21 protein-coding genes and 1 pseudogene are annotated in these 25,776 nt (G+C 43.3%); 11 read left to right on the top strand and 11 right to left on the bottom strand.

Going from position 1 to position 25,776, the window contains the following annotated elements:
- Window positions 1-119: 119 nt before the first annotated feature.
- Both PPIS_RS08995 and PPIS_RS08990 read right to left on the bottom strand, forming a co-directional pair.
- Entirely contained in the window at window positions 120-884 is a 765-nt protein-coding gene (locus PPIS_RS08995; RefSeq protein WP_010370872.1) for a YdcF family protein, read from the bottom strand.
- Window positions 885-984: 100 nt separating this feature from the next.
- Window positions 985-1,872, bottom strand: coding sequence for a LysR substrate-binding domain-containing protein (locus PPIS_RS08990; RefSeq protein WP_010370874.1), 888 nt, complete (start codon window positions 1,870-1,872; stop codon window positions 985-987).
- Between the two features lie 291 nt (window positions 1,873-2,163).
- Between PPIS_RS08990 and metE the strand changes: the two genes are divergently transcribed.
- On the top strand, window positions 2,164-4,440 hold the full coding sequence (gene metE, locus PPIS_RS08985; protein WP_010370875.1) for a 5-methyltetrahydropteroyltriglutamate--homocysteine S-methyltransferase: 2,277 nt from the start codon (window positions 2,164-2,166) through the stop codon (window positions 4,438-4,440).
- A 58-nt stretch (window positions 4,441-4,498) separates the two neighbouring features.
- Here metE and PPIS_RS08980 read toward each other — a convergent pair whose 3' ends face one another.
- The gene (locus PPIS_RS08980) at window positions 4,499-6,859 is read right to left on the bottom strand and encodes a bifunctional diguanylate cyclase/phosphodiesterase (RefSeq protein WP_010370877.1); all 2,361 of its coding nucleotides are present in this window, start codon (window positions 6,857-6,859) and stop codon (window positions 4,499-4,501) included.
- Between the two features lie 185 nt (window positions 6,860-7,044).
- Between PPIS_RS08980 and pyrC the strand changes: the two genes are divergently transcribed.
- The 3 genes from pyrC to radD all read left to right on the top strand — a co-directional run bounded on the left by pyrC (window position 7,045) and on the right by radD (window position 10,409).
- A complete protein-coding gene (gene pyrC / locus PPIS_RS08975; protein WP_010370882.1) occupies window positions 7,045-8,082 on the top strand; it encodes a dihydroorotase in 1,038 nt (345 codons plus the stop codon).
- Between the two features lie 167 nt (window positions 8,083-8,249).
- A complete protein-coding gene (locus tag PPIS_RS08970; protein WP_010370885.1) occupies window positions 8,250-8,555 on the top strand; it encodes an H-NS histone family protein in 306 nt (101 codons plus the stop codon).
- 111 nt (window positions 8,556-8,666) lie between these two features.
- Window positions 8,667-10,409, top strand: a complete 1,743-nt coding sequence (gene radD / locus PPIS_RS08965; RefSeq protein ID WP_019647335.1) for a DNA repair helicase RadD — start codon at window positions 8,667-8,669, stop codon at window positions 10,407-10,409.
- 15 nt (window positions 10,410-10,424) lie between these two features.
- On the opposite strand, the gene PPIS_RS08960 is transcribed toward radD, so the two are convergent.
- Window positions 10,425-10,757 carry a ribonuclease E inhibitor RraB gene (locus tag PPIS_RS08960; RefSeq protein WP_010370891.1) on the bottom strand — a complete coding sequence of 111 codons (333 nt, stop codon included), beginning with the start codon at window positions 10,755-10,757 and terminating at the stop codon, window positions 10,425-10,427.
- Window positions 10,758-10,996: 239 nt separating this feature from the next.
- Between PPIS_RS08960 and PPIS_RS08955 the strand changes: the two genes are divergently transcribed.
- Genes PPIS_RS08955 through PPIS_RS08940 form a run of 4 tightly spaced genes read left to right on the top strand, consistent with a single transcriptional unit; the run spans window position 10,997 to window position 18,079 of the window.
- A complete protein-coding gene (locus PPIS_RS08955) occupies window positions 10,997-12,733 on the top strand; it encodes an autotransporter assembly complex protein TamA (protein WP_010370894.1) in 1,737 nt (578 codons plus the stop codon).
- On the top strand, window positions 12,733-16,392 hold the full coding sequence (tamB, locus tag PPIS_RS08950; RefSeq protein WP_010370897.1) for an autotransporter assembly complex protein TamB: 3,660 nt from the start codon (window positions 12,733-12,735) through the stop codon (window positions 16,390-16,392). Before PPIS_RS08955 ends, tamB begins: the two co-directional genes overlap by 1 nt.
- Entirely contained in the window at window positions 16,389-17,210 is an 822-nt protein-coding gene (locus tag PPIS_RS08945) for a type 2 periplasmic-binding domain-containing protein (RefSeq protein WP_010370899.1), read from the top strand. Before tamB ends, PPIS_RS08945 begins: the two co-directional genes overlap by 4 nt.
- Window positions 17,211-17,212: 2 nt before the next feature.
- Window positions 17,213-18,079: a peptidylprolyl isomerase gene (locus PPIS_RS08940; RefSeq protein ID WP_010370901.1), complete on the top strand. Its 867-nt coding sequence runs from the start codon at window positions 17,213-17,215 to the stop codon at window positions 18,077-18,079.
- A 255-nt stretch (window positions 18,080-18,334) separates the two neighbouring features.
- Here the strand turns inward: PPIS_RS08940 and queF (PPIS_RS08935) are convergent.
- Window positions 18,335-19,129 (bottom strand): annotated as a pseudogene (gene queF, locus PPIS_RS08935) (NADPH-dependent 7-cyano-7-deazaguanine reductase QueF); the annotation flags it as partial.
- A 167-nt stretch (window positions 19,130-19,296) separates the two neighbouring features.
- The gene (queF, locus tag PPIS_RS08930) at window positions 19,297-20,142 is read right to left on the bottom strand and encodes an NADPH-dependent 7-cyano-7-deazaguanine reductase QueF (RefSeq protein ID WP_010370904.1); all 846 of its coding nucleotides are present in this window, start codon (window positions 20,140-20,142) and stop codon (window positions 19,297-19,299) included.
- A 127-nt stretch (window positions 20,143-20,269) separates the two neighbouring features.
- Here queF (PPIS_RS08930) and syd point away from each other — a divergent pair, with 127 nt between their 5' ends.
- Window positions 20,270-20,821 carry a SecY-interacting protein gene (syd, locus tag PPIS_RS08925; protein ID WP_010370907.1) on the top strand — a complete coding sequence of 184 codons (552 nt, stop codon included), beginning with the start codon at window positions 20,270-20,272 and terminating at the stop codon, window positions 20,819-20,821.
- A 28-nt stretch (window positions 20,822-20,849) separates the two neighbouring features.
- On the opposite strand, the gene PPIS_RS08920 is transcribed toward syd, so the two are convergent.
- From PPIS_RS08920 to PPIS_RS08910, 3 genes are all read right to left on the bottom strand, one after another.
- Complete coding sequence (locus PPIS_RS08920) at window positions 20,850-21,623, bottom strand: Zn-ribbon-containing protein (RefSeq protein WP_010370909.1); 774 nt, start codon at window positions 21,621-21,623, stop codon at window positions 20,850-20,852.
- Window positions 21,623-21,883, bottom strand: coding sequence for a hypothetical protein (locus PPIS_RS08915; RefSeq protein ID WP_010370912.1), 261 nt, complete (start codon window positions 21,881-21,883; stop codon window positions 21,623-21,625). The genes PPIS_RS08920 and PPIS_RS08915 overlap by 1 nt, the downstream gene beginning before the upstream one ends.
- A 71-nt stretch (window positions 21,884-21,954) precedes the next feature.
- A complete protein-coding gene (locus PPIS_RS08910; RefSeq protein ID WP_010370914.1) occupies window positions 21,955-22,182 on the bottom strand; it encodes a DUF2789 domain-containing protein in 228 nt (75 codons plus the stop codon).
- A gap of 276 nt (window positions 22,183-22,458) precedes the next feature.
- Here PPIS_RS08910 and PPIS_RS08905 point away from each other — a divergent pair, with 276 nt between their 5' ends.
- Together PPIS_RS08905 and PPIS_RS08900 are read left to right on the top strand one after the other, a co-directional pair.
- The gene (locus PPIS_RS08905) at window positions 22,459-23,091 is read left to right on the top strand and encodes a nucleotidyl transferase family protein (protein WP_010370917.1); all 633 of its coding nucleotides are present in this window, start codon (window positions 22,459-22,461) and stop codon (window positions 23,089-23,091) included.
- Window positions 23,092-24,003: 912 nt separating this feature from the next.
- Window positions 24,004-24,351: a DUF805 domain-containing protein gene (locus PPIS_RS08900; RefSeq protein ID WP_010370920.1), complete on the top strand. Its 348-nt coding sequence runs from the start codon at window positions 24,004-24,006 to the stop codon at window positions 24,349-24,351.
- Window positions 24,352-24,426: 75 nt separating this feature from the next.
- On the opposite strand, the gene PPIS_RS08895 is transcribed toward PPIS_RS08900, so the two are convergent.
- Window positions 24,427-24,732 carry a DUF3301 domain-containing protein gene (locus PPIS_RS08895; RefSeq protein ID WP_010370922.1) on the bottom strand — a complete coding sequence of 102 codons (306 nt, stop codon included), beginning with the start codon at window positions 24,730-24,732 and terminating at the stop codon, window positions 24,427-24,429.
- The gene (locus PPIS_RS08890) at window positions 24,733-25,761 is read right to left on the bottom strand and encodes a DUF3549 family protein (RefSeq protein WP_010370925.1); all 1,029 of its coding nucleotides are present in this window, start codon (window positions 25,759-25,761) and stop codon (window positions 24,733-24,735) included.
- Window positions 25,762-25,776: the final 15 nt, after the last annotated feature.

Below are 25,776 nucleotides of genomic sequence, written 5' to 3'. Positions count from 1 at the left end.
GATACGCGGGTTAAGATTAAACTCTATTTATACCCATATTTGCGCAAATTTTCAATTTTTTACGTTTTTCAGCGCTAATTTATCGAACTTTAGCCTGATTTTGGTGTCTTTTTCGACGCTTAAAGTGCCTCAGGGTCAATCACACGACGGATCGTGATCCACATACTTCCAACCTGTTCATGCCAAATCCGAGTGACTACTTCTAAGGCCTTATGGTTTGGAATAAATTGTCTGCTCGGTGGGTATTGCTTGAAGTTATAAAACTCCGTCGGTGCAGCGAACACTTCTATGCCTTGTGCTTCAAATAGGTTTTTTGCTCGCTGTATGTGCGAAGCCGATGTGACCAATGCGACGTCATAATCGACTAGTAAAGGTGCTAGCATTTTTGCTTCGTCCGCGGTGTCTTTGGCATTGGGGTTTTGCTTAATACGTGTAGCGGAAATACCCAGGCTCTGTGCGGTTCTTGCCATGAGTCCCGCGCTTGTTGCATGGCCATAGCCGTAACCAGAGACATACAGCTGGGCCTTTGGGTAAATATTAGCAAGTCTTACGCCTTCAACTAATCTGGCTAGACCGCAGCTGCCAAGTTGGGCGTTGCTGGGGGGAGATTTATCTGGGTATAAATCACAGCCAAGTACCACGATTTTATCTATATTGTTGTGCTTGCTTGGATTGAATGCGGCGAGAGCGCCTGTATCCCACTCAATAATATGTTGTGCGACATAAGGAGTCGATAACGCCCATGTCGTGAGTAAGACAAACCAGCTTGCGATGTAAGGCCCTTTACGCGTTTTGGCGATAAAAAGCATAAGCCCCACAAGCACCACTAAAGATAATGGTAACGGCATCATAAGTTGACCGATAACCTTTTTGACTTCAAACATTTAAACATGCCTTAGATTTAGATAAGCCTGACGCAATGCTAGCATGAGATGGGAGTAGTAGAAATGTATAACAGTTAGGGCTCAAAAAGAGCCCTGTCATCTATCTTGCAGTGGTTTTACGGCAAGTATTGAGGAAATGACGATAAACAGGGTTATCTTTCATGCTTTTCTTCATTGCTAAATACATTGGACGATTTAGCCCAAGTGCGCCTAGAGGAATCGATTTAATTAGCCCTTGACTCTCATAAGGTGTCACTAACCAGTCCGGTAGTGCTGCAACCCCCATGCCTGCACTTACCAGTTGGAAGATTAATAAACCTTGATCGACGGTTTTTAGCGTACCATCAAAGCGTGCATTTTGAATAAAGTGCTTAAATATATCCTGGCGCTCGCGAGGAATAGGGTAAGAAATGATGGTTTCATCTTTTAGGTCGAGTGCTGTGACATAGGCCTTCTTGGCCAATTCGTGATCTGGTGCAACGATTAACTTTAATTTAAAGTCGAAAAGGTGCGCGTATTCCAATTGTTCTGGTTCTCGAATGTCTGAGGTAAGCACTAAGTCCAGCTCATCTTCAATAAGGTCAGGAATAGCGTCGTAGCTAAAACCACGTTCGTAATCGACTTTAATGTCAGGCCAAAAGGTATTGAATTCTTTAATTGTTGGCAGCAACCAGTGAAAACAAGCATGACATTCCACGCTTAACCTGAGTTGCGAGATAGGTTGATTAAGGCTTTCCTTCAAACGACACTTGGTTGCTTCAACTTTAGGTAAAACATCGTTGGCAAGTTCCAATAATAACATCCCTTGAGGGGTAAAGCGTACTGGTTGCGTTTTGCGCTCAAAAAGCTGGCAGTCGAGTTTGCTCTCAAGATCTTTGATCTGATGTGATAAAGCAGATTGAGTCAGGAATAGCTCTCGTGCTGTATTCACGAGAGAACCAGTTTCTTTCAAGGTGGAGATAGTCTTTAGGTGCTTTATATCAATCATTATCAACAATTCTCATATTTTAAGTGAGCAAATCTCAGCATTACTCAATATTACGATTCTATTTAGTTATTATCAATGTCTAGACGTCTAAATACCTGCGGTGAGTTGTTCAAAAATTCACAAATCCACTATAACACTAAAAATGACAGCGTTGTCACTGCTTGTGTAAAAATTTTTTAAAAAATTACAATTTAATTTTATTCATATGAAATCTGAGAAAGCATCAATTGTTGTTTTTGATTATGAGAATTATATTTTTAGACATCCATACATCTAGACGGAATTAAAATCATGGCATTAACACATAACTTGGGTTTTCCACGCGTAGGCAAAAAACGTGAACTTAAATTTGCAGTAGAACGCTATTGGTCGGGCGACTTAACGCAAGACGACTTAATCGCGGAAGGAAGGCGCATTCGTGCAGAAAATTGGGCATTGCAAGCTGAGGCTGGTGTTGACCTTCTACCTGTAGGCGATTTTGCTTGGTATGATCACGTGTTGAATACTTCATTACTTGTCGGCGCTATTCCTAGTCGTCACAAAAATGATGAGTCGGTAAATCTTGATACTTTGTTTCGGATTGGCAGGGGACGAGCACCTAGCGGCTGTGCGTGTGCTGCAAGTGAAATGACGAAATGGTTCAACACCAATTATCATTACATCGTCCCTGAGTTAACTCAAACGCAGGAATTTTCCCTAACTTGGACGGAGTTATTTACTCAAGTAGAGGAAGCACAATTACTTGGCTACCAAGCAAAACCCGTATTGGTCGGCCCGGTAACCTACCTCTACTTAGCTAAATGCGTTGGTCAAGAGTTTGACAAATTGGCTTTATTAGATAAGTTATTGATTGTATATCAGCAGGTACTTACCAAGCTTGCTGAGCAAGGTGTTGAGTGGGTACAAATTGATGAACCTATTTTAGCTCTGGAAATCGACGATGCTTATCGTAACGCGCTGCGCCGGAGTTTTGATGCGTTGAGCGGGCAAGGAGTAAAAGTGTTGTTGGCCAGTTATTTTGACTCCGTACAAGCGCATGTTGAAGATATCCAGTCTTATCCCGTAGAAGGCGTACATTTTGACTGCGTAACGGCAAACTACGACTTGGCTGCGTTAGAGGAAGTAGTTGGGCAAGATAGCGTGCTGTCTCTAGGGGTTGTGAACGGTCGTAACATTTGGCGCTCGGATCTTGAAGGTGTATATCAGCAACTTGCTCTGGTTCATGAACGTCGAGGTGATAATCTCTGGCTTGCTCCTTCATGCTCATTATTACATACGCCAGTCGACTTAGATCAAGAGCAAAAACTTGATAGTGAGTTAAAGTCTTGGCTCGCATTTGCCAAACAAAAAGGACAAGAGCTGGCATTATTGAAAAATGCATTGGAGCAGCGTGATATTACCCAGTTGGTCGAATATTCTAAGCCTGTAAAAGCGCGTTTGACTTCTACTCGCGTGAATAATAATGAGGTGCAGCAGCGTGTTTCAGCGCTTACAGCAAAAGATGGCCAACGCAATAGTGAATTCGCAACCAGAATTAAAAAACAAGCACAGTCGCTAAATTTACCCTTATTGCCAACCACAACGATAGGCTCTTTCCCACAAACCCAAGCTATTCGTAAGGCGCGACGTGATTATAAAGCGGGTACGTTGAGTGCTGATGCTTATCAAAGCCAGATGGAAGCAGAGATCCGTTATGCCGTTGAAGAACAAGAAGCGCTTAACTTAGATGTGCTGGTTCATGGCGAAGCAGAGCGCAATGATATGGTTGAGTACTTTGGTGAATTACTCGAAGGTTTTGCCTTTACTCAGTTTGGTTGGGTGCAAAGTTATGGTTCGCGCTGTGTTAAGCCCCCAGTGATCTGGGGAGATGTCTCGCGTGCGGCACCAATGACTGTTAATTGGACGAGTTATGCACAGAGCTTAACCAAAAAACCGATGAAGGGCATGCTAACAGGGCCTGTGACTATTTTATTTTGGTCGTTTGTCAGAGATGACTTAGACAAGCCGAGCATCGCGAATCAAATCGCATTAGCACTGAGAGATGAAGTGGTGGATTTGCAAAACGCAGGGATTAAGGTGATCCAAATCGATGAACCTGCATTTAGAGAGGGGATGCCACTCAAAGCCAGTCAGTGGCAAGCCTACTTAGCGTGGGCGGCGTATGCGTTTAGGGTATCTGCAAGTGGTGTGAATGACGAAACACAGATCCATACGCATATGTGTTACTCGGAGTTTAACGATATTATCGCCGCCATAGCGGATATGGATGCGGACGTGATCACAATTGAAACGTCACGTTCAAATATGACCTTACTCGACGCCTTTGAAGATTTTGACTACCCCAATGACATCGGGCCTGGCGTTTATGATATTCACACACCAAACGTCCCTGAGGTGGCATGGATAAAAGACTTAATTCACAAAGCAGCGAAGAAAATCCCGGTAGAAAGATTATGGGTGAATCCAGATTGTGGGCTAAAAACCCGAGCATGGACAGAAACCCGAGCTGCACTTGAGAATATGGTGACAGCAACCAAGGAGCTTAGAAGCGAATTAGGGGAAAGTTAATCTAAACCAGTCCACATACCTCATTGTTTACAAACAATGAGGTATGTGGCGAGTGTGTCTAGTTTCTACTCAGTAAAAATGCCATCGCTTGATCTGCGGCTAATGGTTTAGAAACAATATAGCCTTGACCAAATTGACAGCCTTTTTGCTTTAATAGCTGCCACTGGGTTTCGAGCTCGATACCTTCAGCGACAACGGTTAGGTTAAGTGATTGTGCAAGTTTCAAAATCGCATCAACTAGCGGGTTTTCTCTTTCAGTTAGTTGGTCAATAAAGCTCTTATCAATTTTAAGCACATGAATGGGGAGCTGGTGCAAATAACCTAAAGCAGAGTAACCAGTGCCAAAGTCGTCAAGGTAAAGCTTCACTCCAAGGGATTCTAATCCTTGAATAATTTTGGTTGCGAGGGCGAGGTTTGCTATCAATCCAGATTCTGTGATTTCCAAACATAAAGAGCCTGGTGTAAGCTCATAATGATGATAAAGTTGCTGAATTGTATCAACGAACTCTAAGCTTGCGAAATGTCGCGATGAAACATTTACCGTAACACGAGTCTTCGGCAGCTTTTGTGCTTTCCAGCGTTTGAGTTGTTTGGCTGCCAACTCCAACAAATGTAAGTCAAGCTCAATTATCTGTCCGGTTTGTTCTGCAATTGGAATAAAAGCATCCGGAGAAACGAGACCATTTTTGGGGTGAAACCAACGGACGAGGGCTTCAAAGCTTACAATAGCGCCAGTCGTTAGAGAAAATATCGGCTGATAATACAGCGCAAATTCATTGTTTTTTATGCCATGTTGCAGATCATTTTCAATATCGGCTTGCTGTTTTAAGCGCTTGCGCATGGCATTATTAAAATAGCAGACTTGACCCCGACCCGAAGATTTTGCTTCGTACATGGCGGCATCTGCTTGCTGCAGTAAATTAATTGCGCTATCGGACTCGTTATCAGTGAACGCAACGCCAATACTGCCTGAAGCTTGCAGAACATGGCCATCTATATGAAGGGGCTTGGTTATAGCAGTGGTGATCCTATCAAGTAGCAGGGTGACCTGTTGCCTGTCTTGGACATTTTCCATAAAAATCGCAAACTCATCACCCCCGAGCCGCGCAAAGGTGTCGGTTTTGCGAATACAGCCATTTATCATCTCGACAATAGCAATCAAGAAATGGTCGCCAACATCGTGTCCAAGTGAGTCATTAATGCTTTTAAATCTGTCCAAATCGAGATAGATCAAGCAGTGCAAATTAGAGGACTCCACTCGCGCTAGCCTCAAAATGGCATGTTTGATCCGTTCTAACAATAAATAGCGATTGGCAAGACCCGTTAAATCGTCGTGTAAAGCTCTATGTTCTAGCGCCTGCCTTGAAAGCTGCCGGTCTATGGCCATGCTGACTTGACGACTTATATAAGTCAAAATAGATAAATCATGATTCACGAAAGCTTGGTCGTTATTGTAGCTTTGCAGCACAATCACGCCCTGATATTGATCATTAACCAAAAATGGTACGCCTAACCAAGAGCGTGGCGAGCGACCCACCATTTTAAAATCACCCCGCGTGATATGCATTCTAAATTGATCGTTATCACACAGCAGTGGTCGTTGGTTCTTCAGAATATAGTAAGATGCAGTATGCTTTATCTGATCTTTTGATACCTTTTGGTGAGCATTACATTTTTCGCCTCCCTCAATCAAATAATCGATTTCTAAAATATCCTGTTGAGTATCATAAAGACCGATAAAGAAGTTCTCGGCGCAAAGCTGAGAGGCAATGATTTTATATAAGTCATCATAAAAAGCCTCAAGGTTCTCAAAGCGGTAAGTGATGTTCGCAATTTTAAGCAGGGACTTTTCTAAATTTTGTGCTTGGTGTAACTGGGCAATCGTGGTTTGGAGATTTTCTAAGGTGCGTAACTGATGGATTTTGGCACTGAGTAGATGTGCGACCGTCGATAATATTTGTAAATGCGCGGAGGTAAAATAATCAGCCTCTGGATGCTCACAGTCAATCACACCGATTAAGTGGTCGTCATACTCAAGTGGTACACAAAGCTCTGACATCGCTGGTCGTAAGTCAGCAATATACATGGGGTGAGAGGCGACGTTTCCAGAAATAAAGGGCTCTCTCGTCGTTGCGACTTGCCCGGTAATACCTGAACCAATCTTTATCTTGGTTTGTTCAACACGATAATCCCCATTAGCATGGGAAACGCCCATACTTGCAGCGACTTCTAGATACTCTTGATAAGGATCTGCGAGATAGATAACACAATCTACAAACCCCAGTCGATTAACGACCTGTGTTGTAACGTATTCAAATAATTCGTCAAGTTTGGTTAGATGCAGCAGCGACGAAGAAAACTGGTTGATGATGCTAAGCTGCTCAGTTTTTGATTCTAATTTTTGGTTCTCAGATAGCATACATATTTCTCATGAAAAGATGCTACTAAGTTAACTTAAAATGTACATATTTACCAATATTGTGAAAAATGAAAACGAGCTAAAAGTAAACTTACAAAATGAAATAATCTGCGGTTGGCCTGAAAAACTTTACTAACACCCATGTGCAGCCTATGATCGGGCAAATTCAGCAGTGGAAGAGAGCAATGACGAGCAAACAAACGTTAACGATTACACGACCAGATGATTGGCATGTGCACCTACGTGATGGTGATGTCTTGGTCGACACGGTAAGAGATATTAGTCGCTACATGGGCCGCGCGATTATCATGCCAAACCTTGTACCACCAGCAACTTGCACAGAGACTGCTTTGGCTTATCGTGACCGCATCATGGCCGCTAATCCTCAAGGTAACTTTCAGCCTCTAATGGTGTTATATCTTACGGATAACACGACTCCTGAAGAAATCAAAAAAGCGAAAGCAACTGGCCATATTGTTGCTGCTAAATTATATCCAGCCGGCGTAACGACAAACTCAGCATCGGGTGTAACGGATATTGAAAATGTATATCCAGCGCTCGAAGCGATGCAAGAAGTTGGCATGTTGCTACTCGTGCACGGTGAAGTGACGGACTCTTCTATTGATATCTTTGATAGAGAAAAAGTATTCCTTGAGACAAAACTGTCCAAAGTCGTTGATAACTTCCCAACGTTAAAAATTGTACTCGAACATATCACAACAAAAGACGCAGTTGATTTTGTTAATCAAGCGCCTGACAACGTTGCTGCAACTATCACAGCTCATCATTTGCTTTATAACCGCAATCATATGTTGGCTGGTGGCATTCGTCCTCACTATTATTGCTTACCTATCTTAAAGCGTAATACGCATCAACAGGCGTTAATTGAAGCGGCGACAAGCGGAAGTAAAAAGTTCTTCTTGGGCACAGACTCAGCCCCTCATGCGAAAGATAAAAAAGAAGCCGCATGTGGCTGTGCCGGTGCGTACACTGCACATGCCGCAATTGAGCTTTACGCAGAGGCATTTGAAGATGCAAATGCGCTGGATAAGTTAGAAGGTTTTGCGAGTCACTTTGGTCCGGACTTTTATGACTTACCACGCAATACGGATACCATTACGCTGACTAAGTCTCCTTGGCAAGTGCCTGATACATACAAATTAGGTGAAGGAACGGTTGTGCCAATTAAAGCTGGGTCGACAATTGATTGGAAAGTTGAATAAGATTTAAACAAAATGTAATTAAATCTTCTTAATTCTAACTAAAAGGCGCCATTATGGCGCTTTTTTCGTAACAAAATTAAAATTCATAGAATACAATTTGTTTTTTATTAATTTTAATATAGTATTCAATATAAATATTAAAACTAAGCTTAATTGAGAGAGTATCAATGCGTGAGATCAAGTCTTTTATTAAAAATGCAAGCTACGGTGATTTGGAAAAAGCGTTAGAGCTTATTCAAAAAGCACTGGACGAGCAAAAGGAACAACAGCAGGCTAAAGAAGAAGTATTGGCTATGCTGAAAGAAAAAGGACTTACGCTTGATGATTTAGTAGGCACTACGCCAGCTGACCGTCGTTCTAAAGTAAAAGCAAAATACCGAATTGAAAAAGACGGTGAAGTAATTGAGTGGACTGGCCGTGGTAAAACACCTAAAGTATTCCAAGGTGTTAACCTAGATGATTATCTAATCTAACAATACTTTATTATGAAGGCTGTTCGGTATTGAACAGCTTTTTAAAATAGCATAAATAAAAGGCGTATCTTATGGATACGCCTTTTTTGACTTAATTATTTATATCCTGAGGTGCTTATTTACGTTTTAAGACCTTACCAACAAGAAGCGGTACAAAATACGCTGAATCACTTTCGCAAATCAAGCGAGTCAGCCGTTATTGTATTACCTACAGGGGCCGGAAAGAGTCTAGTGATTGCGGAGCTTGCACGGCTTGCGAAACACAAAATATTAGTATTGACTCATGTTAAGGAGCTCGTAGAACAAAATGCACATAAATATAAAAGCTATGGGTTACAAGCGAGTATTTTTTCTGCTGGATTAAAAGAAAAGTCGTTACAGCACCAAGTGACTTTTGCCAGCGTGCAGTCATTGTCTCGAAACTTATCACAACTCAATCAATTTTATTCATTAGTTATCATTGACGAATGTCACCGAGTGAGTGGGGAAGATAATAGTCAGTATCAGCAAATTTTAAACCAGCTGGCTCAGTTTAATCCTGAACTAAAGTTACTGGGCTTAACAGCAACCCCTTATCGTTTGGGGATGGGGTGGATATATCATAAACATTATCACGGTTTTGTTAGAGGAAAAGCTGATTCACCATTTAAGCAGTGTATTTACGAATTACCACTTAGATATATGATAAAAAATTCGTATCTGACGCCGCCTAATAAAATTGATCCTGCCGTTGAGAATTATGATTTTTCTAGTTTAAGTACAGATTCGTTTGGGCGTTATTCAGAATCTGATATGAATACATTATTACAAGCACAAACTCGTGCAACAAAGAGCATTATCACTCATTTACTGGCGCTCAGTGAAAATAGGGCGGGAGTAATGATTTTTGCCGCGACGGTTATGCATGCAAAAGAAATTCTCGGCTATTTACCCACGCAATATAGTGCGCTTATCACGGGTGAAACCAAATCTGCCGAGAGAGATGCACTTATCATCCAGTTCAAAAATAGAGAAATTAAGTATTTAGTGAATGTTTCTGTGCTGACTACTGGGTTTGACGCGCCCCATGTTGATGTTATCGCTATTTTGAGACCCACGGAGTCCGTGAGCCTCTATCAGCAGATTGTAGGCAGAGGACTTAGGTTAGACGAAAACAAAGAAGATTGCTTTGTCATTGATTATGCAGGCAACGACTTTGACTTATTTGCACCTGAAGTGGGAAGTAAAAAGCCAAATTCAGACAATGAGCCTGTACAGGTGCTGTGTCCTGGTTGTGGTTTTGCCAATATTTTCTGGGGCAAGGTAGACGAGCAAGGCAAGCTTATTGAGCATTTTGGTAGGCGCTGTCAGGGATTGCTTGAAGACGATGAAGGTCACTCGCAGCAATGTGATTATCGTTTTAAGTATAAAGAATGTGAGCAATGCGGTGCAGAAAATGATATTGCTGCAAGGCAATGCCATCAGTGCGGCGCAATAATGGCCGACCCAGATGATAAATTGCGTGCCGCACTGAATTTAAAACATGCAATGGTACTACGCTGCAGCGGACTCTGTGGCGAAGTGCTTAGTGGTAATAAGTTAAAAATTACTTACTTTGACGAGGATGGGGTAAGTTGCAGTGAAGTCTATGACTTCTCTAATCAAAAGAGTCTATTTATATTCCACCAGCAATTTGCAAAGCGGCGAAAATCTACGTCGGCACCTGCAAAATGGCAGTCAGCTGAAGAAGTGATAGATACTGATTTGATTGCACCGGATTTCGTGATTGCTAAATTACACAAGAAGTTTGGTTGGCAGGTTTCTGAAAAGCTGTTTGATTATCAAGGAAGCTACAGAAAGGCTGACAAAAGTTAGCCTTTCTGTGGCGGTTTATTCTTCCGAGGCCATTAAGCCCCAGCCATCACCATATCCTTCATAACCATTGGCTATGCTTTCAAGGTATTGCTCCGTTTGACTCAGTAGCTCGTGCATCGGGACCATAGTCACCGTGGTGATCACTTCCCAAACGCCTGTGTCAGGACATTGTTGTAACTGGGTTTTCGGTGCTAATTCGTCTTTCTCAATCGCGCCAATGAAACGCTTAGCATCATCAGCTTGCTCGAAAAGAATATAAAAATCGATATTCTGCATTTGCGTCAGATCAACGCCAGCAGCGGCAATCTCAGCTAGAAGCTTACCGTTATCATCATTTGGGAATTGCATAATTTCACTCTGCAGGTTCAATTGCTGCTATTGTCCGTTATCTGCAAGAAAATAAAAAGGATGAATGTAAATAAATGTGCGATAAAACCCACTGCGTTACAACAAAATACACCCTATGTTCAGCTTAAGCTCAGTAAAATTGCACTTTCTCTGAAAAGTCGTTTTACAGTATCCATTTTCACAAGCACAATGGCGTTATCGATGCCCATAAGTCGCGATATTTAGGTCGTTTTATTTTAATGAAGCCGTATTTCTCTTGTTTAACACTAGCGCTTTTTTTGTGCTGCTTTTTCTCGTTTAACGCAGGTGCTGAGTCTCGTCCTGCATCAGTAAAAATCTCCAACATTGAAGTCAAAGTCGAAAACGGCGATGTAGAAGACAACATCACTGGTTTTTTAAAATCTTACAAAGGTAAGCCAAAAATTCCTCGGGTGATGAAAGAGGTGCGTGCGGACATACGTCGCGCTTTGCATGCTTTAGGCTATTATCATTTTGATATTCAACTCAGTGGAGAAGGGCAAAACGTCATAGCCGAAGTCAAACTTGAAGCACCACTGAAATGGAAAGATATTAATATTGAGCTTGTGGGTGCGGGTAGGGACAATGCGGATTTAGTTTCGCTTATCAAAGATGTACCGATCCAAGTTGGCAAGCAAGTCAATCATAGTGATTATCAGGCAACGAAAAGCCGCTTTGAAAGCGAGCTACTAGAACTTGGATATTTTGATTATCAATGGCAAGAGTCCAAATTGCTTGTTCACAAAGCGAATCGCTATGCTGGCGTGCGACTGCTGCTCAACACTGGTAAACGTTATCAATTTGGTGACCTTGCTATTGAGGGAAACACTAAAGCGGCTAACTATATACGTTCGCTAAGCCCATTTTCGAAAGGACAGCCGTTTGAAGCGAGCCTCTTGTCTGATTTTAATCTGTCTTTAAATGCCACCCCTTATTTTAGTGCGATAAAGGTTTATCCGCTGTTAAAGGACCGGACGAGCGATCAGATCCCAGTTCGAGTGAGTGTTGAAGACAAACCCGCAAATAGCTTTGAAGTGGGTGCTGGCTACAGTGATGATGTGGGTGCAAAAACCCGTTTTAAGTGGACTAAACCCTGGATCACCGAGGATGGCCATTCCTTTGAGTCCAATCTGAGGCTATCGCAAAAGCAACAAGATATCACTGCCAGTTATACCATTCCAGTAGACAATCCTAACGACGATTTGTGGCGTGTGTTAGGCGGCTATAAAGTGCAGGATGAAGTAACGGAAGGGATCAACAGTCGGATTTGGAACGTACAGGTACAGCGACAATGGCTAACGGATGATGAGTGGGTGAGAACGGCGTTTTTGAAACGTGAACATGAAACCACAGAACAGTTAGGCGAAAAACAACGCACGGAAATGTTGATCCCAGGCATTAGCTACTTAAAGAAAGAAAGTAAAGGTGGCGCGCTACCTTACTGGGGGAATGAGCGCCTGATCTCCATTGAAGCCGCAGCAGATTCGGTACTATCGTCTGCAAATATGTTGAAAGTGAGATGGAACAATGAATGGCTAAGAAGCTTTGAAACCAAGCACTTGTTTTTTGGTCGCTTAGACTTAGGGGCGATCGTGACAAAGGATATTGACCAAATTCCGTTTACCCATCGTTTCCTTGCAGGGGGAGATCAAAGTATCCGTGGTTTTGCCTATGAATCTATCGGTCCTCGCGATGACGAAGGGCGCATACTTGGCGGCAGATATTTAGCCACAGGCACAGTGGAATATAACTATCAATTCCACCCAAGTTGGCGAGCCGCTTTGTTTGTTGATGCGGGTACTGCAACGAACGATTTCTCGGACGCTTGGGAAGTTGGAGCCGGGTTTGGTTTTCGTTATTTGACCCCCGTTGGTCCAATCCGACTCGATCATGCTTGGGGGCTGACCAAAGAAAGTAAAAGCACCCGTCTCAGTATTGTTATAGGACCTGAAATCTAATGCAGTTCAGAAGCTTAAGAATCAAAATCATTACTGCCATTATTAGCCTATTTTTACTTTTGGTTTGTTTATGTTTTACCTTGCCGGGGCAACAGTTGCTGGTTTGGGTAGCGAATAAAACGGTTTCAGGGTTAGCAATCGATAGCTTAGACAAGCGCTTATTATCTGGCGCCAATCTTACGTTGCGTTATCACAATGACGATATCGATATTCGCCTTAGAGACACCAAAGTTACTGTTGAGTGGTTGACTTGTGCCAGCGTTTGCATTGCGCTAGACGCAAAAGAGATAGCGATTGTACAAAAGCAGAAAAGTGTCAGCGAAGCGGAAACTACTGAAAGTAGCCAAGTTGAGTTACCACTGCCAATTGCAATAAAACGTGCGCAAGTTCAGCAATTTTCGTTGGAAACGCCGGAGATTACTGTGCGATTGCAAGGCTTAGACACGCAGCTTTCAGGTTCTGGCTCACATTTTAATGTCCCTTTTTTGCTGTTAGACAGTGTAAAGTTGACCACAAAGGCAACCGATCAGCCCGTGCCTGCAAAATCGCCAGCACCACTTAATACATTAGCGCCACTCCAAATACCTAAGATAGACCTGCCGCTAACCGCTGAGCTCGGCGAGTTAAAGATTAACAACCTCGCGATAGATGAGCAGACGCTTGAGAATATCAAGCTTTCTCAAGTTGTAGTGGCTGAAAATGTGGACGTGGAGCAGGTTCAGCTTAACTATCAAGAATGGTTTATATCAGCGGCGGCAGAAGTCTTGCTTAACGACTGGACTGTTGATCTTAGGTCAACCTTGAGTGCGCCACAGGGGTTAGCCAGTTTAACACTGGCGGGTCGCCCTCACGATCTCACGCTTACTTTGAATAGTGAGGGAATGGCGTTTGCAAAACTGCAAGCCCATGCGGATTTGACAACGACAAACTGGCCTTTTGAGTTACAGGGTCAAATAGATAAGTTAGTCATTCCGTCAGGGTCCACAACTTTAAAAGGTGCAACACTCGGCTTGAGCGGAGATGCCTCAAAATACAATTTATCAGGCTCAATCGCTGTTAATACAGTGCAGTTTGGTGATGTCACCGCGACACTTGAAGGGCAAGGTGGACTACAAGCGTTTACACTTGCTAAAGCAAAGCTTCAGCTTGAAAAAGCGCAAGCGCAAATAGCAGGACAAGTGAACTGGTCGCAAGGCGTGAAGGGCAAAGTGAACGGGGACTTTTCTCAGCTACCAATCGATAGGCTGCTAGGACTAGTGCAATACGATGCAGGGCTTACGGAAAACGATATGCTGGCAGGGCAATTCGCGCTCGATTTTGTGAGCCAAGGTGAGCAGTGGCAAGTTAATGTTGAGCGCTTTAAGCTCGATGGTAAAGTAGCGGGTACATCACTTAATGCGGACGTTAAGGTCGTTGTGGATGAGAGCCTGTTAGGTGAGTTTAGCCATGCACGCCTGAATTATGGCAAAAATAGCCTGACGGTAAGCGGTGAGCTTGGTCAACAGTTAGATCTCGATATTGACTTTCAGTTTGAGCAGGCGGCAAATACGCTTATTCCAGCTGACTTGAAGGGCAGTGGTGAAATCTTTATTCAGGGCGACCACCTCAAGCCGAGTATTCAGACCGATATTAAGTTTGACTCTGTGCGCTACCAAAATATAGCACTACATGGCTTAACGACGAAAGGCTCGGTTGATATTGCCAATGAAGTGACTGGGCAAATTAAACTGGCACTAGACCGTTTGATTATTGACTCTGAAATGGTTGAAGACATTCGTTTAGCTGTGAATGGCAACCAGCAGCAACATAACGCGACATTGGATATTCGTGATAAACGAGTGGTTGCAAGCTTTGAAATCAATGGCAAGATGCAGCAGTCAACTTGGCAGGGAGAATTGTCGTCTGGTGAGGTAACTTCTCAAGGGCAAACAATTGCATTGCAAAGTCCCGCCGCAATCGTGATCAGTGATGTCAGTCAGCGCATTGCAAAGCAGTGTTGGCAGATGGATGATACTGATTTGTGTTTTGCAGCCGAGCAAAAGGGCACACAAGGGCAAGCCGATGTTAAACTGGAGAAGTTGGCACTGGCTAAACTACAAACTTGGTTGCCAGCAGAGCTAAAAATAACAGGTGAAACTCAGGCCGTGGCTAAACTTGCGTGGCAAAATGGCCAAGTAACGCGAGCCGATGGCGAGCTGAACATTGTTGATGCTGGCATTACGACTCATGGGCAAACATTTTCAATTTCCGAATTTAAAGCGTTACTAAAAACCAATAACAAGCAAATCCACGCTGATTGGCGCATGACCTCCGATACCTTAGGTAAGTTCAGTGGTGATACACGTGTGCCGCTAGATAAACAATCCCCTCAATTAGCTGGTAACGTAAAAATAGAGTCAATTGAGCTAGCTAAATTGTCAGCGCTACTAAACCGAGTAACGGAACAAAGCTTTGACCTGCAAGGGGAAGTGTTAGGGGATATAAATATCTCAGGTAGCCTCGCAGCCCCAGAAGTGAACGGTAAACTAACCGCTCAGCGCTTATTTATGTCTTCGGACTCTTTGCCTGTGGAAATCGATAAAGGTCACATCAATCTTGATTTTAATACCACTTCTGCTCAACTTGAGGCTGAGTTAACTGCAGCAAAAGGCGGCAAGGTGGCACTCACTGGCGAAGCCTATTGGTCGCCCGAGCTCTCTGCTGAAGTAAAAATAAAGGGCGAAAATATTTATGTGCAACCAGACTCACAGATTGAACTAACCGCAAGCCCGGATCTAACACTTGCCTATAAAGATAAGATTGCGCGAGTACTTGGAGAAATTGTGGTGCCGTTTGGCCGAGTAAACATTGAATCTCTGCCTGAGGGAGTCACCTCGCCAAGCGACGATGAAGTCATTGTTGATGCCAAGGTGCAAAAGCAGATGTCGGTGCCAGTTCAACATGAAATAGATTTAAAACTGACCGTTAAAGATAATTTTAGGGTGAAGGCGCTTGGGCTAGATAGCTTTGTTACCGGTGCAATCGAAATTGATAAGCAAGTTGAGTCGCCAATGCTGGCAACGGGAGAGTTGCAATTGCGAGAGGGGAAGTATCGTGCATTTGGCCAAGACTTGTTGATCCGTACAGGACAAATTGGCTTCAATGGCGCATTAGATAAGCCATATTTGAACATTCGAGCTATTCGAAATCCAGCGACAACCGCCAATGATGTAATAGCCGGTGTTGAGCTCACTGGCAATATTGCTAAGCCGCGTTTGACTGTATTTTCAGAGCCTGCAATGGACCAAGCCAAGGCACTGTCATACCTACTTAACGGTCAGCCTTTAGGGGAGTCTGAAACCTCTAATAATGCGCTACTCACGCAGTTTTTACTCTCACAGGGAATTGACCGCAGTGAAGGATTCTTTAGTAAGGCGGGGGAATCGCTTGGACTTTCGGATGTTAACCTATCAGCAAAAGGCAGTGGTGACGATACACAGGTCGAGGTGTCAGGTTACATCACCCCCAATGTTCAGGTCAGTTATCGGGTTGGGGTATTTGAGTCTATTAACGAAATTGCGCTGCGTTATCGTGTTTTTTCGAAGTTTTATGTTGAAGCCACGAGCGGTTTGTACAACAGTATAGACTTCTTATACAAATTTGATTGGGATGACAAATGAAACTGCTCTGGCTCGCTCTAGGTTTTGTGATATTTCCTCTCAAAGCACAAGAAACAACGGAAATTAGGATCAGCGCTGGTGCCGATCCGTACATTATAGAGCTGCTTACTTTGAGTTTGTCATACCAGATAGAGTCAGCGAGGCTCGTATCAGTGAGAAGTATTCCTTCTCAAGACAGAGCGGTGCGCCTACTTGGAGAAAAAGGGGGGCTGGATGTCAGTTGGTTAGTGACTAACTCACAGCGCGAAAAGGCCGCGAGCGCAATTCGCATTCCCCTAGTGAAAGGGATTTTGGGTTATCGCATTCCTTTAGTACACAAACATAATCAAGCCTTACTGAGTGGAGTACGCTACATTGGCGACTTGCGCCGAGTTACTTTTGGTTTACGCAGAGATTGGCCAGACCATCAGATTTTTGAGCGTAACGGCCTTAGTGTGACTTCTTTCTCACAGGAAGACAGTGGTTACGACATGTTGTTGAAAAAACGTTTTGATGTGTTGCCAAGCGATTTAGTGAGTATTGAAGCTGCCCTGAGTGACACGGACTTGGTCGCAGATCAGCACGTGGTGTTTTACTACCCTTCGGCGGTATACTTTTTTGTTTCTCACGACAATCCGTTGCTCCATAGCCAAATTGAGAAAGGCCTCAAAAGCGCATTACAAGATGGCCGATTTGAGGCGTTATTCTTAAAACACTTTTCCGCTCGTCTTGAAAAGCTAGATCTTAAAAACAAAACAGTCATAGAATTAGACAATCCAAACCTGCCACCCAGTGCGCCGTTGGAGGTGCCATTTTATTGGTATAAACAAGGAAAATAAGAATGAAAAAAACCTTACTACTTATTGCGCTTGCCATAAGTACACCCCCTGTCTTAGCAAAACCTGATACAAAGTCACCATCGGAAGTCGTTGCTGAGGCCAAAAGCAGCGACTGGCAGCAGTTGGACCCTGAAAATATTCTTAAAATAGAACTACAAACAGGGCCGGTCTATATCGCGCTTAACCCTGAACTTGCGCCCAATCATGTGGCAAATATTAAAGCGTTAGCGCGAGAAGGATTTTACACTAATTTGAGTATGTATCGGTTTGTGGAAAACTTTGTGGCCCAAGGCGGCGATATGTCGGACAAGAAAATGCCACAAAAAGGAAAAAAAGCGATTGCCGCCGAGTTTTTTCATAGCACAGAATCAACCTTGAAGATCACACCGCTAGATGCTGTGGACGGCTACGCGCCACGTACCGGGTTTTTAAATGGTTTTGCCGTAGGACAAAATGAAGCTGGAACCAAAACTTGGATGACGCACTGCGTTGGTTCGTTTGCCATGGCTAGAACTAACGATACTAACAGTGGTGGTACTGAGTTTTACATCACGTTGACGCCGCAGCGATATCTAGACAAAAACACTACCGTGTTTGGACAGTTGTTATCGGGAATGGAGCATGTTCAGCACCTAGATCGCAAACCTGTTGCTGGACAAGCGTTCAATGTTATCAAAGGGGTCACGGTACTTGCTGATGTAAAAGGTGCGCCTTCGTTTAAAAGACTGAAGACAAATACACCGATTTTTGAGTCGCTAATTGCTGCGCGTAAAAATAGAGCGGGAGATTGGTTTGTTGATACGCCAAATCACACCGACATATGTTCGGTCCCCGTCCCGGTTGAAATGGAAGACGCGACAGGGGAATAAATAACCTGAGCTGCGGATAATTAATGCCTTTCTAGCAGCTAGTTTTAGCGCTAACTGCGTTGAATTCACTTCCAATAGCCAGCTATTGGTGCGTAAATTCGCCTTGTTTTCCCTAAAACTCTCTGGCTAGACAAGGAAAAAACTAAGTTTTGCTTTAGCAACAATGAGTTGGAACATTCCTTATCCAAACCTCAGGTTAAATAGCAATACTTAGATGTGATAAAAAGCCATGTGAGAACATGGCTTTTTTACGTTTTACTGTCGGTTAGTTCTTACCGCATACGGAGTTTGATCTTGTTCACTCGAACGATATGGATTGATATCTAACCCGCCGCGGCGAGTATAGCGCGCATAAACCGATAATTTTTCAGGGTTAAAGGTGCGCCAAAGCTCACAGTAAATGCGTTCCACACATTGCTCATGGAACTCGTTGTGATCACGGAATGAGATCAGGTACTTAAGCAGCGCTTCTCGGTCGATTTGCTTACCATGGTAACTTATCACCACGCTTGCCCAGTCTGGCTGTGAGGTGATCAAGCAATTTGACTTGAGTAAGTGGCTGTGAAGCGTCTCATCAACTACATCCTCAGAGGCAAGTTGTAGTAAGTCACTATTTGGTGTGTAGCTATCAACTTCAATATCAAGCTCATCGATACACTCACCAGGGAGGCGCGAGAAAGGAATACAATCGAATTCGTCTGCGCCAAATAATGTCACGCTAACTTGGCTATTTGATGCCGTGGAAAGATCCGCAGCTAGCGTTTGGCGCACGGTTTCCATCGTATCAAAGCGACTTTGGTTAAAGCTATTCAAGTAAAGTTTGAACGATTTTGACTCAATGATATGTGAGCTTTGGCAAGGAAACACAAAAGTGGCAACCGCAACTTGAGGTTTACCTTTGTTATTGAGCCAAGACAATTCGTAGCCTGTCCAGGTATCTTCACCTTTAAATGGTAAAGCGGACTCATCAACATTGATTTGGTCACGATTAAGTTTACGTGCAATGGGGTGCAGCAGGCTTGGAGTATAAACACTGGCGTATTCTGATTGGTGCGTAAATTCGCCTTGTTTTCCCTAAAACTCTCTGGCTAGACAAGGAAAAAACTAAGTTTTGCTTTAGCAACAATGAGTTGGAACATTCCTTATCCAAACCTCAGGTTAAATAGCAATACTTAGATGTGATAAAAAGCCATGTGAGAACATGGCTTTTTTACGTTTTACTGTCGGTTAGTTCTTACCGCATACGGAGTTTGATCTTGTTCACTCGAACGATATGGATTGATATCTAACCCGCCGCGGCGAGTATAGCGCGCATAAACCGATAATTTTTCAGGGTTAAAGGTGCGCCAAAGCTCACAGTAAATGCGTTCCACACATTGCTCATGGAACTCGTTGTGATCACGGAATGAGATCAGGTACTTAAGCAGCGCTTCTCGGTCGATTTGCTTACCATGGTAACTTATCACCACGCTTGCCCAGTCTGGCTGTGAGGTGATCAAGCAATTTGACTTGAGTAAGTGGCTGTGAAGCGTCTCATCAACTACATCCTCAGAGGCAAGTTGTAGTAAGTCACTATTTGGTGTGTAGCTATCAACTTCAATATCAAGCTCATCGATACACTCACCAGGGAGGCGCGAGAAAGGAATACAATCGAATTCGTCTGCGCCAAATAATGTCACGCTAACTTGGCTATTTGATGCCGTGGAAAGATCCGCAGCTAGCGTTTGGCGCACGGTTTCCATCGTATCAAAGCGACTTTGGTTAAAGCTATTCAAGTAAAGTTTGAACGATTTTGACTCAATGATATGTGAGCTTTGGCAAGGAAACACAAAAGTGGCAACCGCAACTTGAGGTTTACCTTTGTTATTGAGCCAAGACAATTCGTAGCCTGTCCAGGTATCTTCACCTTTAAATGGTAAAGCGGACTCATCAACATTGATTTGGTCACGATTAAGTTTACGTGCAATGGGGTGCAGCAGGCTTGGAGTATAAACACTGGCGTATTCTGTGGTTTTACCAAGCACAGAAGATTGCAGCTCTGGCGAGTTACTGTAGTCTGTCATGTTAATTCAAATCTCGTTACAATGCGGTCATTATAACGAATGTTCACCTCGGGATTAATAGCAATTTGCTTAATTGCACGAAACAAGTATTCAGCCCGCAGTGAGAAAAATAAAGAGAGCTTTATATATGACTCAGCCCGTAAATATGGCGCGCTTGCATCAAGCCTATGTAGATTATCATCAACAGACCTTTAAAGGTTTACCGAGCACCGAGCATGATGAAAATTGGCCAAGCCCATGTGAGCAGGGTGAACCGAACAAGCTTAACGAGATAAAATGGCTAGCGGTAGAGCGCTCACCAGCGGGACATTTAAATGATTTAGCCAAAGCGTTGGAAACGCAATTTCCTGAGGGATTGAACGGACTGTATGGTGACTTCTTCGCTGGTAATATCGTGGCATTCATTGAGGGTAAGCAAATTGAGCTACTGCAAGTATGGAACGAAGATGACTTCGAGCGCTTGCAGCAAAATATCACCGGCCATATTTTAATGAAGCGCAGGCTCAAACAACCTGAAACCGTGTTTATTGGCTTAACAGAAGCAGATGACTTATTGGTGTCGGTCGATATCGCTACGGGTCAAGTTGGGTTAGAGTTTGTCGGTAAGAAGCAGCACCATGTTTTGGCTGATTCTATCGCAGAGTTTGTGGAAAAACTGACAGTCAACTACCCAATATAGCTAATTGATATAAAGGAGCTTGCGCTCCTTATTGAAAGTCCCACGAAATATTCGAGACCAATTGGCAAGTTTCACAGCGAAAGTCGAAAAGGCCGAACCAAGGCTCTTCAAGTAACCAGTCTCCCTGGCAGCTTGGGCATTTTCTTGCTTTTTCTGCGGCGAGGTTTTCGCCGCCAACACGATACAGATAATAGTAAACCGGTTTTTTCGTGAGATAGCGAATACGTTTGCTCAAATCCATGCCGCGTCTAAACAAATCGCTACCCGTGCTGGAAATTTCTTCCAATGCAGCAAATTCGCAGCGAGTTGCGCCATTGATCTGTATTTGATCGCAGGCTTGCCAATCTTCTTTCCATTTGATCAGTGCTTTGTAATCACCGTTGGCAATAGCTGGGATTTTATATAAAGGTACTGGTAAAAAGTCGTCGCCACAATACAGTGGACTACAAGTGTGTACGTATGTGGTGTAGAGAATGTAGCTTGACGGTTCATGACAGGCATCAGCGCTGTTGGCATGTATATCTTGCCCAAAAACTTTGACCTTAGGTGCAAGCAAGCCTGATTGCTGTAGCTGGTCAATTGCAAACTTCACAAAAGGACTATGGTTTAATGGATGCAAAGCGTCTTCTTCTGGACACATCACACGAGTAACGAAATAGCCATCTTTAAGTACAGTTGGAAATTCGTCACCAATGATTTGACCATTAAAGCGAAGCGCATTGACCACACGGTTAATGGCCTGCTCGGCAGCATCTAAGGTGGTTTCCTCATAGCAATCAAAAGTTAAGTCGACAACAAACACTACGACTTCTCCAATAAGGCAATGAGCTTATCAAGCTTAGCTTCAATTCTATCTAATTGGCTTTGTGAACTTGCTTTGACGACCTCTTCAACCTCTTGAAAGTGATCAATACAGGTAGGGTCTTGTTTGTACGCAGCAATGCCTGAGATGACGTCTGGCATTGCGACGCTTTGAGTTAATTTGCTTTTTGTTAGCGCGACGGTTGGAGTCTTTCCACTATCGACTAATTTTTTGATAGCTCTGGCAACAGCAGGGTGCATAGAGGTTCCTAAACGCCTAAATCATAGGAGTGGATCATAGCACCAAGTTACGCAAGGAGCGATTGCTTTAGCTATCTTAACATCGCATCTAGTTCGTCAATGATTTCACTCCAATCGGCGTCCTCTTTCAGTGATTCTTCAATAAAGTGACGCTGTCCTTCATTCCAAAATGGTGCTTGGCTTAACAGCATATCGTCAGGAAGGCGGTGTTGTTTGACAAACCCTTCAATCGCCTTGGGATTGTTGTCGAGCCCAAGTTGGGCAAATAAAGTACTCATAGTGTGGCGACTAGTATCCATTTCGTTCTCCCTCGTTTGCTTGAATTTTACTCACTAACTATAGTAAAGGTGGTTGTAAAACCTTTAGCAAGTCATCATCGATAAAAACCATAATGACTAATGCGATGATAAATATACCTGTCCACGACTGAATAAATTGTGACTTGTATCAATATCTATCACTAGCGAGTAGCCGTACATTATTGAAGTACACAGAAAAAATTCTGAGGTTTTGATATTAAGTAGTATTTCGGCATGATTATCAGAAGCTTGGGGCAATAACAATAAGGAACCGTGATGTCAGTAGAAACTTCTCAACATGAATTAATCGTTAGATATTTAAATCCAGAAGATATCAATGTAGCCGCGAGTGTGTTGTATCAGGCTTACCACGATGATCCGCTACTCAAGCAGGTATTGGAGGCAAAACAAGAAGCAATTTTTGAAAAAAAACTCAGAGCCTTAATACGAGAAGAGTTGTCGGCATTTGGCCAAACGGGTCAGCCTATGGTGGGGTTATATCATCAAGATAGATTGGTCGCGGTAGCATGCGTTATTGCGAATGGCGATGAATTGGACGCAAATCGGCAGTGGCATTGGCGATTACGACTCATGATGAGTGCGGGATATTTGCAAACGCAGCAGCTTATTGATAAAGAAAAGTCGATTAGACAAGCGTTGCAAACGCAGGAGCCGTGTCACTTTTTATCCCTAATTGCCGTTGACCCACATGTTCAAGGGCTTGGCTATGGTCACTATTTACTCACCGCGCTGGATGATTTAATTGCACAAAGTGAAGAAACGAAAGGGATGGCAGTATTTATTACTAAGCCAGAACACGCGCAGTTTTTTGCGGGTCACGGTTACCAAATTTTACAAAAGATGGCGTTTAGCTCAGTAGAAGGCACATTGTTATTTAAGAGCAAATAGCAACAATGGAAATTACCCTGTGAGATATCTCCTACGAGAATGTGGGTTAAGGCGCTTTGTAGTACCGAATTTGCAGTGTTATTTTTACTTATCTTTTTGTTTTTAAATGAATTCTTTTACTTTTCTTTTAAATGACAGCAAAAAGATTGTTCCTAGCTATCTAACAAAAATACTCAATCCCCGTAAACTTAACAATGTAAGGAAACACAAGAGCAGGAGCTCAGCGTCAAAGGATAAGGAATTTGACAACAAGAGAAGGATGTATTGCATAAGGCAAGGAAGATCAGGAACTCGAGGAAGCGAGTGTGAAGCGGAGCTTCACTAGGGATAAGGAGACACATGGAGTGTCAAGGAGCGCGGGAAGCGTAGTGGAGCAAGGAAGAGTAAATAGGGATGAGCAAGGCTCTAGGATGAAGGAGCGCAATCTGGATGATTGCGAAGTGGATGGGTTACACTGGACGTAACAATGTATAGGGAGCACATAGGGAATATGTGAAGCGGAGCCAAGATGGCATAGGAGCGCGGGAAGCGAAGTGGAGGCCAAGGGGGCTAAAATGGAGATGCACTGGAAGTGCTAATGGATGACACAAGGATGGGATTCGGGTAGGTCGGAGTACATACCCGTTCAGGGGAAGAAGAATTGGCGGATTGCTTTTGGGTTGTAAAGCAGAGGGATTGGATACCTCTTGGGATAATCGTCAGGATTGAGGCGCAGCAGACAGGCTAGCGCCTTAGTTTTTTGTGGCCATTGTAAATTTGATATTTATTTTCCTAGTAACTTAGTTGAAGTTTTCAAAACTTTCCGCTTGCAGTTTCATTGTTACCTTTCGATCTCATTGCTAGATTATTTCACTCTCATTTTAGTCTTATTTTTTAGTGCACGGTGTTGGCGTAATAGCTAAGGAAAAAGAAATGGAATGGTATTTAACAGTATTAAAAAGATATTCCGATTTTAGTGGACGTTCAAGACGCAAAGAATATTGGATGTTTATCTTGATAAATGCGTTGATAGGCTTTTCAATTGGGATTGTCGACGGGCTTTTCGGAACCCTGATTTTGACAGGTATCTATTATTTGACAGTTCTAGTACCGACGGTTGCCGTATCTATTCGTCGTCTTCACGATACTGGACGCTCGGGCTGGTGGCTGCTTGTGAGCTTTGTGCCTATTGTCGGTTTATTAGTGATGATATATTTCACCACCATGGATAGTGAGGTTGGTGAAAACGACTACGGACCAAGCGTCAAAGGATATGTTTAAAATAGTCGTACTATAAATTCAGAGCAGGCACTTGTATTCATATGAATTTAAGTGCCTACTTTCGCACTTACCGAATTAACTTGCGATTTTATAAGCGGGCAATTCTTTTTTGACTAATCGTTCATTTTCTAAGTAAAGCTTACCTTGATAGGCTGACTCGCCATCTGAACTAAACTCAAACATAAATTGGCTTTTTATTCCAAGCTTACCGTCCTTTAATACCCCGAAACGGCGCTTAATACAGGCAACACTTAACAGTTGCACTTGCAAACTTTCAGCTTGATGCTGTGCATGCCTATTTGCTGCTTCTGCGATCTGGCGACTATACCAAAATAGCGCGATACCTGATGATACGATGATAAAAAGCCAAAGTGTTGTCATTTAAGAAAATAACCTTCCAATTGCACGAGACAGAGTTTCACTGCGATTTTCTGCTCTAATAATCCCTAAAACATGTGGGCGTAACATAGGTATTGCAACTAAGTCTGCGAAAATACTGCTGAAAAGTCCATCGATTTGATTATTCTCAGCGGCTTTTTCCATATAGGAAAAGAGTCTTTGCTGGTCAGTTAGAGTCTCCCAAGCACGCCCTGCAATAGTGAGTAAGCAATCTGCATCTGATCCCAATTCGGATGCTAAAATGGTGTCTACTGCTTGTGCGATGAGACCAAGCGCGTGACTTCCCGACATCGCACGCAAGTTGGTGACTGCGGCGTCCTTATCTTGCTGTTGGCATGCATGGGTTAAAGCGGCTAAAAAGTCTTCGGTTTGTGATGTTGAGATGGTAACGTGCTCAAGCATTGCGGCTAATGGGGTCTTAACTTCTGCAGGCAAAACTGACCACGCCTGTTGCAGGTTGTTCGCGTTATGACCGTGGTATAGACGAAGGGCAAAGTCTGCAATACCTTGTAGCGCTATTTCTTGCCAGCGTTCGAATCCAAGTTTGCCAGAAAAGTAGAGTTCGGCGTGCTCGTAATATTGAGAAGCTGGGCGATTAAGCTCACGCTTTAATAGCGCATTGAATGCAGCGAGTTTGTTCGCATTTGGCGTGAAGACATAAGGGTTGTTATCAAGTTTCCCTTGAGCGGCTTCACCCGTGAGTTGTGTACCTAATGCTTCGAGTACCATGGAGGCAAAGTGGTCTCGACTGGCGATAATGAGCTTGCTTTGCTCATCCAGTGGAAACTTTAAAAACCAAACATAAGGATCAACTGTCGCCTCATTATCCCAAAATTGAATTGCCATGATGGCATGACCACCAAGTGGATACGGATAAGGGACTTGAGTATTCTCAATTTGCGCAAACTGCTTCTTATCTATTTTTGTGATACGTCGACCCAGATCATAGACTCGCCACTGCGTACCGGCGTTTGTTAGTAATTCACCTAAAGTTGAAATTTGCGCTGTCATGAATGCTCTATATGT

The sequence above is a fragment of the Pseudoalteromonas piscicida genome, from assembly GCF_000238315.3.
Taxonomy (GTDB): Bacteria; Pseudomonadota; Gammaproteobacteria; order Enterobacterales; family Alteromonadaceae; genus Pseudoalteromonas; species Pseudoalteromonas piscicida.
Note: the sequence above shows the minus strand (reverse complement) of the source record. Positions and strands in the feature narration are given on the sequence as shown.